We start from the raw sequence: 13,857 nt of genomic DNA, 5'->3' as shown, positions 1-13,857 counted from the left end.
TCAGTGACGGCTTTCGCCTATCACATCATGTCCATTCCACCCATGCCGCCCATGCCGCCCGGCATAGCCGGAGCGTCCTTCTTCGGCAGCTCGGCGATCATGGCTTCGGTGGTGATCAGCAGCGATGCGACGGAAGCGGCATCCTGCAGGGCGGTGCGAACGACCTTGACAGGGTCGATGATGCCCATGCCGATCATGTCGCCATATTCGCCGGTCTGGGCGTTGTAGCCGTAGTTGTCCTGATCCTTGTCCAGGATCTTGCCGACAACGATCGAAGCTTCGTCACCAGCGTTTTCAGCGATCTGGCGGGCCGGAGCCTGCAGAGCGCGGCGAACGATGTTGATGCCGGCTTCCTGGTCGTCGTTGATACCCTTGGCGGAGATCTTGACGGAAGAACGGAGCAGGGCAACGCCGCCGCCCGGTACGATACCTTCCTGAACGGCAGCGCGCGTCGCGTTGAGGGCGTCGTCGATGCGGTCCTTCTTTTCCTTCACTTCGACTTCCGTCGAGCCGCCGACGCGGATGACGGCAACGCCGCCGGCGAGCTTGGCGAGACGTTCCTGCAGCTTCTCGCGGTCGTAGTCGGAGGTGGTTTCTTCGATCTGGGCCTTGATCTGGGCAACACGGCCTTCGATGTCGGACTTGGCGCCCGAACCGTCGACGATCGTGGTGTTTTCCTTGGAGATCGAAACCTTCTTGGCGCGGCCGAGCATGTCGAGCGTGACGCTCTCGAGCTTGATGCCGAGGTCTTCGGAGATGACGGTGCCGCCGGTCAGGATAGCGATGTCTTCGAGCATGGCCTTGCGGCGGTCGCCGAAGCCGGGCGCCTTGACGGCAGCGATCTTCAGGCCGCCACGCAGCTTGTTGACGACGAGCGTAGCAAGGGCTTCGCCTTCAACGTCTTCAGCGATGATGAGGAGCGGCTTGCCGGTCTGGACGACGGCTTCGAGAACCGGGAGCATCGACTGCAGGTTCGAGAGCTTCTTCTCGTGAAGGAGAATGAAGACGTCTTCGAGGTCGGCGACCATCTTTTCCGGGTTGGTGACGAAGTAGGGGCTGAGGTAGCCGCGGTCGAACTGCATGCCTTCGACGACTTCGAGTTCGGTTTCGGCGGTCTTGGCTTCTTCAACCGTGATGACGCCTTCGTTGCCGACCTTCTGCATGGCTTCGGCAATGTCGAGACCGACCTGGCGTTCGCCGTTTGCGGAGATCGTGCCGACCTGGGCGACTTCTTCCGAAGTGTTGATCTTCTTGGCCTTGGCCTGGAGATCCTTGACGACTTCGGCAACGGCGAGATCGATGCCGCGCTTCAGGTCCATCGGGTTCATGCCTGCGGCAACGGCCTTGGCGCCTTCGCGAACGATCGCCTGGGCAAGAACGGTTGCAGTCGTGGTGCCGTCACCGGCGATGTCGTTAGTCTTCGAAGCGACTTCGCGGACCATCTGGGCGCCCATGTTTTCGAACTTGTCTTCAAGTTCGATTTCCTTGGCGACGGAAACGCCGTCCTTGGTGATGCGCGGAGCGCCGAAGGACTTGTCGATGATGACGTTGCGGCCCTTCGGGCCGAGCGTGACCTTCACTGCATCGGCGAGAATGTCGACGCCGCGCAGCATCTTTTCGCGCGCGGTGCGGCCAAACTTGATTTCTTTAGCTGCCATGTTTGTGTCTCCTGAATTCGATTTGTTCGGGCAAAAAGCCCGTCAGCCATTTCGGGAAAGCGGATCGGCCGATCAGCCGATGATGCCCATGATGTCGGCTTCCTTCATGATCAGAAGGTCTTCGCCGTTGATCTTGACTTCAGTGCCGGACCACTTGCCGAACAGAACGCGGTCGCCAGCCTTGACGTCGAGAGCGACGACCTTGCCGGACTCGTCACGAGCGCCGGAGCCGACGGCGACGATTTCGCCTTCCTGCGGCTTCTCCTTGGCGGTGTCGGGAATGATGATGCCGCCCTTGGTCTTTTCTTCGGACTCGACGCGACGAACGACGACGCGGTCGTGAAGCGGACGGAAATTGGTGCTTGCCATTGTCTAATCCCTCGATCGAATGACATTCGCGGGCCGGAGCGGTCCGCATGGATAAGTGTTAGCACTCCTCTCTGGTGAGTGCTAGCGCTCGAGCATTTAGGGATGGCTCCGAGAGGAGTCAATGAGAGCAATCACGAATTTTTGTGCCGGAATTGTGAAGAGGCGGCGAATTATCGGAGGTTCCCGCAGAAATCTCGTCTGGCATGGCAACGTTGCCAGACCTTGCCGTCCCCTCCCGCCGGGATTGCCGACGATCTTGTCTGCCAGGTGAAGAAAATGCCTTGCCATCGCCTTGCGCCTTTGCAATGTCACCGGTGACTGAAGCAAATCGGGAAATTGGAATGGCCAGGCGGATAGGAAACTTCTCGGAGATCACGGATCGCTATGACGTGGTGCTCTGCGACGTCTGGGGCGTCGTTCATAACGGCGTGGATCCGTTTCCGAAGGCCGCCGCCGCCCTTCAATCCGCGCGTGAGAGCGGCCTTGCCGTCGTCCTCATCACCAATTCGCCGCGCCTTTCCTGGCAGGTGGTCGAGCAGATGCGCCATATCGGCGTTCCCGACGGCGCCTATGACCGGATCGTCACCTCGGGGGACGTCACCCGCGGGCTGATTTCCGAGGGGCCGAAGACGGTCTTTCTGCTCGGCCCCGAGCGCGACAAGGCGCTTCTCGAAGGCATCGGCGTCGAGCGCCGGCCGGCCGGTGAAGCGCAATCGCTCGTCTGCACTGGCTTTTTCGACGACGAGACCGAAAAGCCCGAGGACTACACCGACATGCTCCTCGATTTCCAGGCGCGCGACGTGCCGATGATCTGCGCCAATCCCGACCTCGTCGTCGAACGCGGCCATCGCATCATCCCCTGTGCCGGCGCCATGGCTGCCTATTACGAGCAGCTCGGCGGTAAAACCCGCATTGCCGGCAAGCCGCACCGGCCGATTTACGAGGCGACACTTTCGGCCGCCCGCGAGCTTCGCGGCGATTTTTCCACCGACCGTGTGCTGGCGATCGGCGACGGCATGCCGACGGATGTGCGCGGCGCCTTGAATTTCGGCCTGGATCTTCTCTACATCAGCGGCGGGATCCATGCCAAGGAATACACCTTGAACGGCGAGACCGACGAGGCGATCCTCAACGCCTATCTCGAGCGGGAGAAGGCCGCGCCGAAGTGGTGGATGCCGCGCCTTGCATGAAGAGAAGCCAGCCGATGACCGTCTTCCACCGCAATGAAACCCGCGAAGCCTTGCCTGCCCATCTGAAGGGCGGGGTCATTGCCATCGGCAATTTCGACGGCGTGCATCGCGGCCATCAATCGGTGCTGAACCGCGCGCTCGAAATAGCGAAGGCGCGCGGCATTCCTGCCCTGGTGCTGACCTTCGAGCCGCATCCGCGCACGGTGTTCCGGCCGCAGACACCGGTCTTCCGGCTGACACCCGCGCCGCTCAAGGCCCGGATTCTGGAAACGCTCGGTTTCAACGCAGTCATCGAATATCCTTTCGACTACGAATTTTCGCAGCGCTCGGCCGACGATTTCATCCATTCGATCCTCAAGGATTGGCTAGGCGCCACCGAAGTCGTCACCGGCTTCGATTTCCATTTCGGCCGCGGCCGCGAAGGCGGGCCTGCCTTCCTGATGAATGCCGGCCAGACCTATGGTTTCGGCGTCACCCTGATCGACGCCTTCCGCGACGAGAACGCCGATGTCGTCTCGTCGAGCCATATCCGGGCGCTGCTGAAGGACGGCAATGTCAGCGAAGCCGCCGGCATGCTCGGCTACCGCTATACGGTCGAAGCCGAGGTGATCGACGGCGAAAAGCTCGGCCGGCAGCTCGGTTTTCCCACCGCCAATATGCGCCTGCCGCCCGAGGCCGAACTCGCCGCCGGCATCTACGCCGTCCGCTTCCGCCGCCGGGACGGAACGCTCCACGATGCCGTCGCGAGCTACGGCCGCCGCCCGACGGTGACGGAAAACGGCGCGCCGCTGCTCGAAACCTATCTGTTCGATTTTCACGGCGATCTCTACGGCCAGCTCTGCGCCGTCTCCTTCTTCGGCTATCTTAGACCCGAGCTGAAATTCGACGGGCTCGATCCGCTCGTCGCCCAGATCAAACGCGACGAAGAGGAGGCGAGGGCGCTGCTGGCGAGCGTTACGCCGCTCGGCGAGCTCGATCGGAAGCTTTGCTTCGCCTGAGTGGCTTCGAGTTATCTCCGGCTGAGCGGAAATTGATCTGGATCGTTGGTCCACGGATCGAAGACCGCTGCGCCGGAGAAGCGCGTATCTCGGACGTTTCGCGTGACCAGATAGAGATTGTGCTCGATTGCCGTGGCGGCCAGCATCGTGTCGACAACCGACGGTGCATGTCCGGTCCTCAGTTTCACGCGCCCGGAAATGGCGCCCCAATGCCTGACGGCTGTGTCGCTCAGCGAAAGAACGCGTTGCGAAAACCTCTCTTCCAGTGCATCGCGGGAGGCAGCATAGCGATAGCGGTTCTGATCGTCCTCAGGCAGATTTTCGATGCCCTTGTCGTATTCCGCCAGCGTGAGGATGCTGATGAACATCCTCTCCTCGTCTTGAGCCGCAGCCCAGGATTTGACGGAGGGGGCACCGTTCGGGTTGATCAGAGCGGCAATGACGTTCGTATCGAGCAGCCAGCCGATCACAGCTCGGCATCCCGCCCGTAATCGGCCTCTCGCTCAAGGTCGAGCTCCTTGAGGTCAAGGCTTTCCATGAAAGCGACGAAAGGCTTCTTCGGCTCAGCTTTGGTTAGATGGTCGAGCTCTTCGACGCTGATGACGACGACGCTGTCCTGGCCGCGAACCGTCACGCGCTGTGGTCCTTCGCTGCGGGCGCGGCGAACCACCTCGCTGAAGCGCGCTTTCGCGTCCTCGAGCTTCCAGCTTTGCTTCGTGATTTTTTTCATGCCATTCATCTCTCGATCGAATCTGGTCAGATAGTCAGATTTATATCTCGAGCGAAGAGGATTTTCCAGTCCGATGCTTTCCCGGAAGGATGCGGCGCTGGCAATTCCAGTCACCGGTGCCGATTGCGGGCCGCAATTTCCTCTCTTCCTTTTCCCGGCAAAAACGCCTATGAACCGGCGCTATGACGAAACCTCGGCTGGCAATGACGATACGAATTATCGGCCCGGCCTTCCGCGCGCGCTAAGCGGCCGGGAGGTCCGGGTTTTTGGCGCTTGCGAGCAGGCGCTTCCGCCGCCACCTATTTTCACGTCCGTTGCGCCCCTCCCTGGGCCGCCAGAAACGATTGTCACACATGACCGAAACAGCCGAAAAGATCGATTACTCGAAGACCCTCTATCTGCCTGAAACCGATTTCCCGATGCGCGCCGGCCTGCCGCAGAAGGAGCCGGAGCTCGTAAAGCGCTGGCAGGAGATGGATCTTTACAAGAAATTGCGCGCCTCTGCCGCCGGCCGCGAGAAGTTCGTCCTTCACGACGGCCCGCCCTATGCCAATGGCAACATCCATATCGGCCATGCGCTGAACAAGATCCTCAAGGACGTCATCAACCGCTCGTTCCAGATGCGCGGCTACGACGCCAACTACGTGCCCGGCTGGGATTGCCACGGCCTGCCGATCGAATGGAAGATCGAGGAGGAAAATTATCGAGCCAAGGGCAAGGCCAAGCCTGACCTGACCGAGCCGTCGGCGATGATCGAATTCCGCCGGGAGTGCCGCGCCTATGCCGAAAAGTGGATCGCGATCCAGGGTGGCGAGTTCCAGCGCCTCGGCATCATCGGGGATTTCGAAAACCCATACCTGACGATGAACTTCCATGCGGAGAGCCGCATCGCCGGAGAACTGTTGAAGATCGCCCAGAGCGGCCAGCTCTACCGCGGCTCCAAGCCGATCATGTGGTCGGTGGTCGAGCGCACCGCGCTGGCGGAAGCCGAGGTCGAGTACCACGACTATGAAAGCGACACGATCTGGGTGAAATTCCCCATCGCGAAAGGCCCCGACAGCGTCAAGGATGCCTTCGTCGTCATCTGGACGACCACGCCCTGGACGATCCCCGGCAACCGCGCGATCGCCTATTCTTCACGTGTTGCCTACGGCCTTTACGAAGTCACAGCTGCCGAGAATGATTTTGGACCGCGTCCGGGCGAGAAGCTTGTTTTCGCCGATAAGTTGGCCGAGGAATCCTTTGCCAAGGCGAAGCTGCAGTACCGGCGCCTAGCCGATGTCACGGCTGCCGATCTCGCCGGCATGGCCTGCGCACATCCCCTCCGAGGCCTGGAAGGCGGTTACGAATTTGCCGTGCCGCTGCTCGAGGGCGATCACGTCACTGACGATGCCGGCACCGGTTTCGTGCACACCGCACCGAGCCACGGCCGCGAAGACTTTGACGTCTGGATGGCGCATGCCCGGGAGATCGAGGCCCGCGGCATCGAGACCAAGATCCCGTTCCCGGTCGACGACGGCGGCTTCTACACCGCCGACGCTCCCGGCCTGGAAGGCGCACGCGTCATCGACGATAACGGCAAGAAGGGCGATGCCAATGATCGCGTCATCAAAGCGCTGATCGAACGCAATGCGCTCTTTGCCCGCGGCCGCTTGAAGCACCAGTATCCGCATTCCTGGCGTTCGAAGAAGCCTGTCATTTTCCGCAATACGCCGCAGTGGTTCGTCTATATGGACAAGACGCTGCCGGATGGGACGACGCTGCGCAATCGGGCGCTGAACGCGATCGACGACACCCGTTTCGTGCCGGCCGCCGGCCAGAACCGTCTGCGTGCGATGATCGAGCAGCGCCCGGACTGGGTCCTTTCCCGTCAAAGAGCCTGGGGCGTGCCGATCTGCGTCTTCGTCGATGAGCAGGGCGAGGTCCTGAAGGACGAGGCCGTCAACCAGCGCATCCTGAACGCTTTCGATGTCGAGGGCGCAGACGCCTGGTTTGCGGAAGGCGCCAAGGAGCGCTTCCTCGGCAACGAGCATGACCCGGCCAAGTGGACCCAGGTCATGGATATCCTCGACGTCTGGTTCGACTCGGGCTCCACGCACACCTTCACGCTGGAAGACCGCCCGGACCTGAAATGGCCGGCCGATCTCTATCTCGAAGGGTCCGATCAGCATCGCGGCTGGTTCCATTCGTCGCTCTTGGAATCGGCTGCCACCCGCGGCCGCGCGCCTTATAACGCTGTCCTCACCCATGGTTTCACCATGGACGAGAAGGGCGAGAAGATGTCGAAGTCGAAGGGCAACGTCACCTCGCCGCAGGAGGTGATGAAGGATGCCGGCGCCGACATCCTGCGCCTCTGGGTCATGACCTCCGATTATGCCGATGACCTGCGCGTCGGCAAGACGATCATCCAGACCAATGTCGATGCCTATCGCAAGCTGCGCAATACCATCCGCTGGATGCTCGGCACCCTGGCGCATGACAAGGGCGAGGTCATCGCGCTTGCCGACCTGCCGGAGCTGGAGCAGCTGATGCTGCACCGTCTCTCCGAGCTCGATCAGCTCGTGCGCGAGAATTATGATGCCTTCGACTTCAAGAAGATCGCCCGCGCATTGATTGACTTTGCCAATGTCGAGCTCTCGGCCTTCTACTTCGACGTCCGCAAGGATGCGCTCTATTGTGATGCGCCCTCCAGCCTCCGCCGTCGCTCGGCGCTCTATGTCATCCGCATGATCTTCGATTGCGTGGTGACCTGGCTTGCGCCGATGCTGCCGTTTACAACGGAAGAGGCATGGCTCTCACGCAATCCCTCGGCTATCTCGGTCCATCTGGAGCAGTTCGCTCCGGTCGCCAAGGAATGGCGCAACGATGCGCTCGCCGAAAAGTGGAGGAAGATCCGCGCGATCCGCAGCGTCGTGACCGGCGCGCTCGAAATCGAGCGCAAGGACAAGCGCATCGGTTCCTCGCTCGAGGCGGCGCCCGTTGTCTATGTCGCCGATGCGGCGCTTCGCAAGGCGCTCGAGGGCCAGGATTTCAGCGAAGTCTGCATCACCTCTGGCATCACGATCAAGTCAGATGCCGGCCCGGCCGAAGCCTTCCGTCTCGCCGACGTGCCTGACGTCGCCGTCGTGCCGAAGCTTGCCGAAGGCGTCAAATGCGCCCGTTCCTGGCGCATCACCACCGATGTCGGTTCCGATCCGGACTATCCCGACGTCTCGGCGCGCGACGCTGCCGCCTTGCGCGAACTCGGCATCCGCGCCTGAAGATATTTGCCGGGTGAATTGCCTTTGCGGCGTTCATCCGGTAAAAGCTGCCTGAAAATGGCCGGATTTTTGCGTCAGGGGGACGGTTGTCCGGTAGGGCGACGATTGCACCGGTGGCTGGAAGGGTTTTCATGTTCGCAACGCATTGGTTCCGTATTGGCGCCTGCCTGTCTGTTGTCATGGCGGGATGCTCCCTTGTGTCCGGCTGCGCCAGCAGCCCGACCTACGGCACCGACAAGACCGCCATGGAGCAGCTGACCGACGATCTTGGCCAGTCCGTGTCTCTGACCGGACCGGAACCGAAGAACAAGGGCGTCAAATATACGCCGCGTCCGACGCTGGTGCTGCCGGCTGAGGGCCAGCGAGAGACCCTCGTCGCGCCGCAGCCGACGGTGGCCAACAAGGACAATCCGCAATGGCTTGAATCGCCGGAGGAGACCCGCGCCCGCCTCGTTTCCGAGGCTGACGCCAATTCGGACAATCCGAATTACCGCTCCCCGCTGGCAAGCTCCGCCATCGAAGGCGGCCGGCGCACGACCGAAGCCCAGACCCAGGCCTATCGCGAGGCCCGCGCCCTGCAGAAGGGCTCCTACGTCGATCAGCGTCGCTATATTTCCGATCCGCCGCCCGGTTACCGCACCGTCGATGACCCGGCCAAGCTCGATGACGTCGGCGAGCCGGAGCTCAAGAAGCAGAAGAAGCGCAAGAAGGACGCGGCAATCGCCAATTCCGGCAAGCAGTGGTGGAACTTCCTGCAGTAGCAGCTTTGACCGGCCTGTAGTGCATGCTTTTCGGTTGGTTAGAGTTCATCGATATCACCGAACCGGCCCCTCATCCGCCTGCCGGGATGACGGTATTGTGCAGGCCCTGAGATTACGGCGCCTCTCTTCGTTCCGCAAAGAATCGCCGCAAAATCTCGGCCGACTGCACCTCATTGATTCCCGAATAGACTTCCGGCGCGTGATGGCAGGTCGGTTGCGCATAGAATCGCACGCCATTGTCGACGGCGCCGCCCTTCGGATCCTCGGCGCCGTAATAGAGCCTGCGGATGCGCGCAAACGAGATGGCTGCCGCGCACATGGTGCAAGGCTCCAGCGTCACATAGAGATCGGCGCCGGTAAGGCGCTCCTGCCCAAGTGCCTCGCAGGCGAGCCGGATTGCGGCGATCTCGGCGTGCGCGGTAACGTCGTTGAGCTCGCGCGTGCGGTTTCCCGAGCGTGAAACAGCAATATCGTCGACAACGACGACCGCGCCGATCGGCACCTCGCCGCGTTCTCCGGCGGCACGCGCTTCTTCAAGCGCCATCTCCATGAAACGATTTGTCTTCACGATCGCAAGAATTTCCACTTAACCGCAGATGCGTGACCTGATAGACAGGCCCAAAAGGCAGGCAAACAGCAAATGACACCCAAAGACAAGCCAAAACGCCCGGGCGCAAAGCCCCTTTCACGGGATATCAGGCCGAAGGCCGGTCCGAAGGCGGGCGGCGCGAAGCCGGCGAAGGCCGCAACCGCGCGCTCGGCGGCGGCCGAAGCCGACAGCGACACCAAGGCCGAACGCATTTCCAAGGTGATGGCGCGCGCAGGCGTCGCCTCCCGCCGCGACATCGAGCGCATGATCATGGAAGGCCGTGTGACGCTGAACGGCACGGTTCTCGAAACCCCCGTCGTCAACGTCACGCTTGCCGACCGCATCGAGGTCGACGGCGTGCCGATCCGCGGCATCGAGCGAACCAGGCTCTGGCTCTATCACAAGCCGGCAGGCCTGGTGACCACCAATGCCGATCCGGAAGGCCGTCCGACCGTCTTCGACAACCTGCCGGAAGAACTGCCGCGCGTCATGTCGATCGGCCGGCTCGACATCAACACCGAAGGCCTGCTGCTGCTCACCAATGACGGCGGCCTCGCCCGCGCCCTCGAACTGCCGGCGACCGGTTGGCTGAGGCGCTACCGCGTTCGCGCCCATGGGGAGATCGATCAGGAAGCGCTCGACAAATTGAAGGACGGCATCGCCGTCGACGGCGTGCTCTATGGATCGATCGAGGCGACCCTCGACCGCACCCAGGGCTCGAATGTCTGGATCACCATGGGCCTTCGCGAAGGCAAGAACCGCGAAATCAAAAATGTGCTCGGAGCGCTCGGTCTCGATGTCAACCGTCTGATCCGCATTTCCTATGGGCCGTTCCAGCTCGGTGACTTGCCGGAAGGCCATGTCGTCGAGGTGCGCGGCCGCACATTGCGTGACCAACTCGGCCCGCGCCTGATCGAGGAAGCCAAGGCGAATTTCGACGCGCCGATCTATAATGCGCCCGCCGTCGCTGCCGAAGAAGAGGAAGAGGCTTCGGCACCGGCCGCACCAGCAAAGCGCGAGCGGCCGCGACGCGAGGAGGATAAGCGCGAACGGGCGCTGAGCCGCCTCGATACCAAGCGCGACGATCGCCCCGGCGGGCGCAGAGACGACGATCGCCGCGGCGGCCGCAGGGATGAAGAAAAGCCCAAGCGCGCCCAGCCGCTCGGCCAGCGCCGCAGCGCCAATGTCTGGATGGCGCCCGGCGCCCGGCCCCTCGGCGAGAAGGCGGCAGCCAAGGCCGCCAAGAATGCGCAGACCGCGCGCCGGCGCGGCGAACAGCCGGCGGCAAAGACCAATGCTTTCGATCGCATCGAGGATCGTCCGCGCACGCCGATCAACCGTGTGCGCGAAGAGGACGGCGAATGGATCCGCTCGAGCGAGCAGCCCCACCGCAAGGATGAGGGCGAAGGCCGCGGCCACAAGCGCTCGTTCGGCGATCGCCCGGCCCGCGAAGACCGCGGTTATGGCGACCGCCCGGCGCGTGGCGAAGGCCGTGCGGAGCGTTCGCGCGGCGACCGGCCATTCGGCGACAAGCCGCGCGCGGATGGTGATGAGCGTCCCCGCGCCGCCAGAGCGTCCACCGGCGAGAGTCGTTCTGAGCGTCCGCGCAGCGACCGCCCCTTCGGCGATCGACCTTCGCGTGGCGATCGACCTTTCGCCGGCAAGCCGCGTGGCGATCGAAAGCCGCGCGAGGAGGGTGACGAGCGCCCGCGGACAGCCAGAAGCTTTGCCGGCGAGGGGCGTTCCGAGCGTCCGCGCGGCGAAAGATCGTTCGGCGACAAGGCTGTGAGCGGCAAGCCTTCGGGCGATAAGCCGCGCGGCAAGGGCTTTGCTGGCAAGCCCGGTGGACCCAAGAATTTTTCCGGCAAACCTAAGGGCGCCAAGCCAGGCGGTGAAAGGCCGGCCGGGGATAGGCCGGCGGGCAGTCCGTCCAGAGGTGGTGCTCGAGGAAAGGGAATGACACGCGGTGCGGATCGTCGGCGGTGAGTTTCGCGGACGGCCTCTCGCCGTGCCAAAATCCAACGACATCCGGCCGACCGCCGACCGGACGCGCGAGAGCCTGTTCAATATTTTGAGCCATGCCTATCCGGAATGTGTCGACGGCACCCGGATCCTCGATCTTTTTGCCGGAACCGGCGCCGTCGGCCTCGAAGCCGTCTCGCGCGGCTGTCGTCATGCGCTCTTCGTCGAAAACAGCGTCGAGGGCAGGGCGCTGCTCTGGGAAAACATCGATGCGCTCGGTCTGCATGGCCGCACCCGCATCCTGCGCCGCGATGCGACCGATCTCGGCAGCGTCGGCAATCTCGAGCCTTTCGACGTGCTCTTTGCCGACCCGCCCTATGGCAAGGGCCTCGGCGAAAAGGCGATGGCGGCGGCCGCCGTTGGCGGCTGGCTGCGGCCGGGGGCGATCGCGGTACTCGAAGAACGCGCCGACATTGTCGTTTCGGTCCACCCTTCCTATGTTTTTCTCGAAAGCCGCATCTTTGGCGACACCAGGGTGCATTTCTTCCGATATCAGCCGCAATAGGCGCAGGGGCGGGGCGTGCAGCAGGCAGAGATCATCAGTCCGAAACTGCCTGCGATCAGCGATTTGCCGACGGTCGCTGTCGCCTTCGGCGGCGGCGGCGCACGCGGCCTGTCCCATATCCACATCATCGAAACCCTCGACGAACTCGGCATCCGCCCGGTGGCGATTGCAGGTTCGTCGATCGGCGCGATCATGGGGGCGGGCATGGCCGCCGGCATGTCCGGCGCCGAAATCCGTGAACATGCGCTGGCAACCGTCGGCAACAAGACCGCCGTCGTTGCCCGCATCTGGGGCATGAGGCCGACGACAGTGCGCGATGCGGTGGCCAAGGGCATCCGCATCGGCCAGTTCAATCTGGAACGGATCCTGAAAGCTTTTCTGCCGTCGGAGCTGCCGGCCCGATTTGAAGATCTGCTGGTGCCGATGAAGGTGATCACCACGGATTATTACGGGCAGAACGAGGTGATCATCGAAGAGGGCGAGCTGTTTCCCGCACTGGCCGCCTCGTCCTCCATCCCCGCCGTTTTCATGCCGGTGCGCCTGCGCGGCCGCGTGATGATCGATGGCGGCATCAGCAATCCTGTGCCTTATGAGTGCCTGATGGATCTTGCCGACATCGTCGTCGGCGTCGATGTCGTCGGCGCTCCCGAGGGCGACGGCACCCATATCCCGAACCGCATGGAGAGCATCTTCGGTTCCGGACAGCTGATGATGCAGACGGCAATCTCCCTGAAGCTGAAGCTTTGCCAGCCGCACATCTTCCTGCGCCCGACGGTCGGCCGCACCGGCGTGATGGATTTCCTCAAGGCTCGCGAAGTGCTGGCCATGTCCGTCGGCGTCAAGGACGATCTGAAATTCGCCCTCGACCGCGAGATCGAAGCGCGGCTAAAACGCTAAGGAACCTTGCACGGGCGCCGTTGCCGGCGTCCGCGAGACATGCGCCAGCGGTTCAGCGAGCATCGCTTCGGCTATGAGGTCGGCATCGTCATTGTCGATTTCAAAGAGACCAAAGCGCAGTCGATAGCCCCAGCCTGTCCGATCGCTCGTGAAAGATAGCCGATCGAGCAGCGGCCGGATGGGCGTTTCAATGGCCCGCCACCAGACGACATCCCGCCTCCAAGGGCGGAAGCCGGGGTGAGCCTCCACTTGATATGCCGCCGTTTCCTCGACCACGCCGATGGCCGTGAACGCCTGCAGGCGATCCTTGCCGCCAAACGTTTCAGTCGGCGAATAGTAAATCACGCGGTCCCCTGGCGCGCTCCGCTTGAGCGGAGCGGCCTTGCCGTGACAGACTTGCATGAACCCGGCTGCGCGCCCGATGCGGACGTGGTTTGCTGATGCCACGGCAATCCAGCTGCGGGACATGGTTCAGTCCTCCGCGACGTTGTAGACGCGCAAGCGATGCCCGTCGGGATCGGCAGCAACAAAGCTGCGGCCGAAATCGAGGTCGATCGGCGGCAGAAGGATCGCCGCGCTCTTGCCCTGCCATTCGATATGGAGCCTATCGACCATGTCCGCTGTCGCGACCTTGAAACCGACCTCGCAGCCGCCGCCCGCAGCAGCCGGCGCCGGCTGGACGCCCGTCCGGCCCCGCAGTCCGAGGGCCAGGCCCGAAGGCAGAATGAACATTGCGAAGGTCGGGCTGGCCTCCACAGGATCTTGCCCGAGCAGCCGCGCATAAAAGCTGGCGCTCTTCGGCGCGTCGGTTACGAAAAGTAGAATGCTGTTGCTGTCGAGCACGATAAACCTCCTGTATGTCGGGCAGGAGAATATTT

Annotated in this window: 14 protein-coding genes; 7 read left to right on the top strand and 7 right to left on the bottom strand. The window is 62.7% G+C overall.

The features are described 5' to 3' along the window. Positions 1-20 precede the first annotated feature (20 nt). Both groL and groES read right to left on the bottom strand, forming a co-directional pair. The gene (gene groL, locus CO660_RS04910; protein WP_085777109.1) at positions 21-1,658 is read right to left on the bottom strand and encodes a chaperonin GroEL; all 1,638 of its coding nucleotides are present in this window, start codon (positions 1,656-1,658) and stop codon (positions 21-23) included. A gap of 72 nt (positions 1,659-1,730) precedes the next feature. Continuing rightward, entirely contained in the window at positions 1,731-2,027 is a 297-nt protein-coding gene (groES, locus tag CO660_RS04905; RefSeq protein ID WP_004675403.1) for a co-chaperone GroES, read from the bottom strand. Positions 2,028-2,368: 341 nt separating this feature from the next. On the opposite strand from groES, the gene CO660_RS04900 reads away from it, so the two are divergent. Further along, complete coding sequence (locus CO660_RS04900; RefSeq protein ID WP_097597792.1) at positions 2,369-3,217, top strand: TIGR01459 family HAD-type hydrolase; 849 nt, start codon at positions 2,369-2,371, stop codon at positions 3,215-3,217. 14 nt (positions 3,218-3,231) lie between these two features. Further along, positions 3,232-4,215: a bifunctional riboflavin kinase/FAD synthetase gene (locus CO660_RS04895; RefSeq protein WP_097597865.1), complete on the top strand. Its 984-nt coding sequence runs from the start codon at positions 3,232-3,234 to the stop codon at positions 4,213-4,215. Between the two features lie 11 nt (positions 4,216-4,226). Here CO660_RS04895 and CO660_RS04890 read toward each other — a convergent pair whose 3' ends face one another. Together CO660_RS04890 and CO660_RS04885 are read right to left on the bottom strand one after the other, a co-directional pair. Next, positions 4,227-4,685: a type II toxin-antitoxin system VapC family toxin gene (locus CO660_RS04890; RefSeq protein WP_097597791.1), complete on the bottom strand. Its 459-nt coding sequence runs from the start codon at positions 4,683-4,685 to the stop codon at positions 4,227-4,229. Then, positions 4,682-4,945, bottom strand: coding sequence for a type II toxin-antitoxin system Phd/YefM family antitoxin (locus CO660_RS04885; RefSeq protein ID WP_097597864.1), 264 nt, complete (start codon positions 4,943-4,945; stop codon positions 4,682-4,684). Before CO660_RS04885 ends, CO660_RS04890 begins: the two co-directional genes overlap by 4 nt. 353 nt (positions 4,946-5,298) lie before the next feature. Between CO660_RS04885 and ileS the strand changes: the two genes are divergently transcribed. Next, positions 5,299-8,205 (top strand): isoleucine--tRNA ligase, encoded by a 2,907-nt coding sequence (gene ileS, locus CO660_RS04875; RefSeq protein WP_097597790.1) that lies wholly within the window; start codon positions 5,299-5,301, stop codon positions 8,203-8,205. A 131-nt stretch (positions 8,206-8,336) separates the two neighbouring features. Beyond that, on the top strand, positions 8,337-8,966 hold the full coding sequence (locus tag CO660_RS04870; protein WP_085777111.1) for a hypothetical protein: 630 nt from the start codon (positions 8,337-8,339) through the stop codon (positions 8,964-8,966). A gap of 112 nt (positions 8,967-9,078) precedes the next feature. On the opposite strand, the gene CO660_RS04865 is transcribed toward CO660_RS04870, so the two are convergent. After that, positions 9,079-9,516 (bottom strand): nucleoside deaminase, encoded by a 438-nt coding sequence (locus tag CO660_RS04865; protein WP_097597863.1) that lies wholly within the window; start codon positions 9,514-9,516, stop codon positions 9,079-9,081. A 90-nt stretch (positions 9,517-9,606) separates the two neighbouring features. Here CO660_RS04865 and CO660_RS04860 point away from each other — a divergent pair, with 90 nt between their 5' ends. The 3 genes from CO660_RS04860 to CO660_RS04850 are packed head-to-tail and all read left to right on the top strand — an operon-like array spanning position 9,607 to position 12,979. Continuing rightward, the gene (locus CO660_RS04860; protein ID WP_097597789.1) at positions 9,607-11,541 is read left to right on the top strand and encodes a pseudouridine synthase; all 1,935 of its coding nucleotides are present in this window, start codon (positions 9,607-9,609) and stop codon (positions 11,539-11,541) included. Next, positions 11,522-12,082, top strand: coding sequence for a 16S rRNA (guanine(966)-N(2))-methyltransferase RsmD (gene rsmD / locus CO660_RS04855; protein ID WP_088396576.1), 561 nt, complete (start codon positions 11,522-11,524; stop codon positions 12,080-12,082). Before CO660_RS04860 ends, rsmD begins: the two co-directional genes overlap by 20 nt. 15 nt (positions 12,083-12,097) lie before the next feature. Beyond that, positions 12,098-12,979 carry a patatin-like phospholipase family protein gene (locus CO660_RS04850; protein WP_097597788.1) on the top strand — a complete coding sequence of 294 codons (882 nt, stop codon included), beginning with the start codon at positions 12,098-12,100 and terminating at the stop codon, positions 12,977-12,979. Here the strand turns inward: CO660_RS04850 and CO660_RS04845 are convergent. Together CO660_RS04845 and CO660_RS04840 are read right to left on the bottom strand one after the other, a co-directional pair. After that, positions 12,968-13,447, bottom strand: coding sequence for an EVE domain-containing protein (locus CO660_RS04845; protein WP_097597787.1), 480 nt, complete (start codon positions 13,445-13,447; stop codon positions 12,968-12,970). The genes CO660_RS04850 and CO660_RS04845 overlap by 12 nt on opposite strands. Positions 13,448-13,450: 3 nt before the next feature. After that, the gene (locus CO660_RS04840) at positions 13,451-13,822 is read right to left on the bottom strand and encodes a VOC family protein (RefSeq protein ID WP_097597786.1); all 372 of its coding nucleotides are present in this window, start codon (positions 13,820-13,822) and stop codon (positions 13,451-13,453) included. Between the last annotated feature and the right edge of the window lie 35 nt (positions 13,823-13,857).

Origin of the sequence: Rhizobium sp. L9, from assembly GCF_002531885.1 — a bacterium.
In the GTDB taxonomy this organism is placed as follows: Bacteria; Pseudomonadota; Alphaproteobacteria; order Rhizobiales; family Rhizobiaceae; genus Rhizobium.
The sequence above is the reverse complement of the archived record's forward strand: the minus strand, read 5'-3'. Positions and strand labels throughout refer to the sequence as shown.